We start from the raw sequence: 2,425 nt of genomic DNA, 5'->3' as shown, positions 1-2,425 counted from the left end.
GCCCCGGGAGGGGCCGCGGGGGCGTTCGGCTAGGTGCGGGAACGGCCTATTTGCTCAATGTGTTCGGCTGAGATCGGAAATCAACCCAAATTTGCATTCAAGTTTTTATTTAAACTTGATTTAAGGCGGAGTGGAATGTGAGCGCGCAAGGAGATACGGAATCGATGAGAGCCTCAAAAAAAACTACTGCAGTGTTATCATCTTTCATCCTCTCTATTCTTCCATTTCTGATTCTATGGGCGGCTTGGTCAGCCCTCCCTGATACAATTCCCGCTCATTGGAGTGGGGGTGTGGTTGATCGATGGGGTAATAAGCTTGAATTGCTGGTTGTTCCGCTGTTTTCTCTGATTGGTTCTATTGCAATTTCTGTGTACCTTATTGTTTCCACGCGGCGAAGAGAGTTCGCGGATTTCTCTGCTCGAATGCGACGGGACTTTGTTGCGTGCTATATTTCTAGCCTTCTTTTATCGACAACCTGCTCAGTGATAATTGCCGTTTGGGTTCAGTTGATTCTTACGCAAAGCACTGCGGTTGATGGGGGACTTGGACTATCGATCCTGTATTCCCTTCCCGGGCTATATGTGATCTTGTGCGCTTTGCCGCCTTTTTATGCGAGCGGCGAGAGCAAAAAGGCAGAGCGCCTGATAACAGTTCTTATTGGCGGCGCGGAGATTGTTCTTTGTGGAATAGTGCTTGAAGGTTCGGCTGCCTCTTATGCGATGATTGGACTGATGATTCTGTTCTGTGCGTTTGAGATTGTGTCACAGGTAAGGGATAGCCGGTCCTTATGAGTTGAATTACGCGCGTGCGGATATAAAGGTTGGCATGTTAAGCTGGTCGTTTTCTCGTTCTGGGACATTTGCAGTAGGATGAGTGGGACTAGGCGCGCTGCGGTGTGATGGTGACGGCTGAGACTTGTATCGCTGCAAATCAGCTGATGCACATTTTGCTATTGGGCTTGAAGGTGGGACCGACAGGCCTTTGTTTGGGATGTTCTGGTCGTCCAGCTCGTGTTGCACGGCTTTATATTGTTACGCTCGTTCGGCGCTCCGTTGGAGCATTTCCGGGTTTGTCGGTATCCGAACAGGCCGCGGGCGGATGAAGTTAAGTTCCGCGAGATGTCGCGCGAGATTTTCGAAAGAGTATATTTGCCCGACGAGTGGAAGCCGGCGTACAACGCGGCGAGGCGCACGAGATCACAGCTGCATTGGATCGATCTCAGAGAGCATCCGCGGTCATTCGATGAACTGGGGGGCGTGTGGAGGACGACCGCTGATCGCAAAGGGTATGGCGATACCGATGAGGAATGGTCGAGGGCGTATCGACGCAATGGCGCGGTGCGACTCACCATCACCCTGCCCGACGGCGCGACCAAGGTCATGTATGCGCCAGACCCGACACCGCGGGCGTGGTTCGACGACTTCCTGGCGACAACTCTCCCCGTCGAGTTCCTGCCGCAGGACTACATCAGGGGCGTCTTATTGGGGGGACGACCACATGGAACCCCGGGAGATCAAGCTGTACGGCTGATCCATCCGGCAACAACATGTCAAAGCCCCAAAACCCAACAGGATCGCGAACGAGGGGATGAATTGACCGCCCGGGTATTTGCGCCCGGGCGGTCAATTTTATCAACCATGGGTGCGATTCTGTGAGGCCATTTTTCTGGCATCCGCCGTTTGATCAGGTCTCAACGCACCCATCGACCGTTCAGTAATCTTTGCGAACGCGACCACGTGCGCATTTGTCGAACAATCAAATGTCCGACAATGTCTGACGGAGCTGTCAGACATTCACGCACGAACAGGCGAGCTTCGCGAGCGATTGTAGGCAGCTAGTAGCCCCAGCTGCGTCTTTGGCGCAGGTTCGACGTCTGACATCTTGAATGTCTGACGTCGAACGAAGCTGGTTGATAACAAGCAGGTGGAATAAACATGGAGCCCGACACCTCTCGCGCAATCGGCGCGCGGCAAGGGCCTGGCCCATCTCATATGTTGCCAACGCTAACGGTGAACCTGAGCGCCCGGGCACATTCTTTGTTGGCTGAAACCGGCATAGCAACTAGCGGAAGGCATCATCGAAGGAGTGTGCTGGAAAGCACCCGTCTCCTTAACTGTTAGAAATGCAAGTTAATAATCTACGTGGTCAATATGATGCCGTTGAACCCGCGTATCGATACCGCTCAGCCATTCGCCTCGCCCCCATCGCACGCATCTTCATTCGGTCTGTCATTATTAATCTAACGATGCTTTGAGAAATGTAGGTGCTTCCAAATGTACTGTCGACTTCTTCTCAAACTGATCCTAAGAGACAAGGCCGCATGGATTTGTACGCTCGTTCTCGCCGCGGCCTTTTCCGTCCCCATTGCGTTCAATTCACCCATCTACGGGCCCTTCTTTATGAAACAGGGCATGCAGAGCTTTGT

At 52.8% G+C, this 2,425-nt stretch carries 2 protein-coding genes; both read left to right on the top strand.

Translation table 11 applies throughout. The features are described from left to right. Positions 1-164: 164 nt before the first annotated feature. Positions 165-791: a DUF1648 domain-containing protein gene (locus tag PMW70_RS09610; protein ID WP_271744728.1), complete on the top strand. Its 627-nt coding sequence runs from the start codon at positions 165-167 to the stop codon at positions 789-791. A 357-nt stretch (positions 792-1,148) separates the two neighbouring features. After that, positions 1,149-1,655 (top strand): hypothetical protein, encoded by a 507-nt coding sequence (locus PMW70_RS09605; protein WP_271744727.1) that lies wholly within the window; start codon positions 1,149-1,151, stop codon positions 1,653-1,655. Positions 1,656-2,425 lie beyond the last annotated feature (770 nt).

This window comes from Collinsella aerofaciens (assembly GCF_028209625.1).
Classification (GTDB): Bacteria; Actinomycetota; Coriobacteriia; order Coriobacteriales; family Coriobacteriaceae; genus Collinsella; species Collinsella aerofaciens_AM.
Note: the sequence above shows the minus strand (reverse complement) of the source record. Positions and strands in the feature narration are given on the sequence as shown.

Excerpts from the sequence above, each read along its gene's own strand:
- PMW70_RS09610 (WP_271744728.1), top strand. The coding sequence starts at position 165 with ATGAGAGCCTCAAAAAAAACTACTGCAGTGTTATCATCTTTCATCCTC.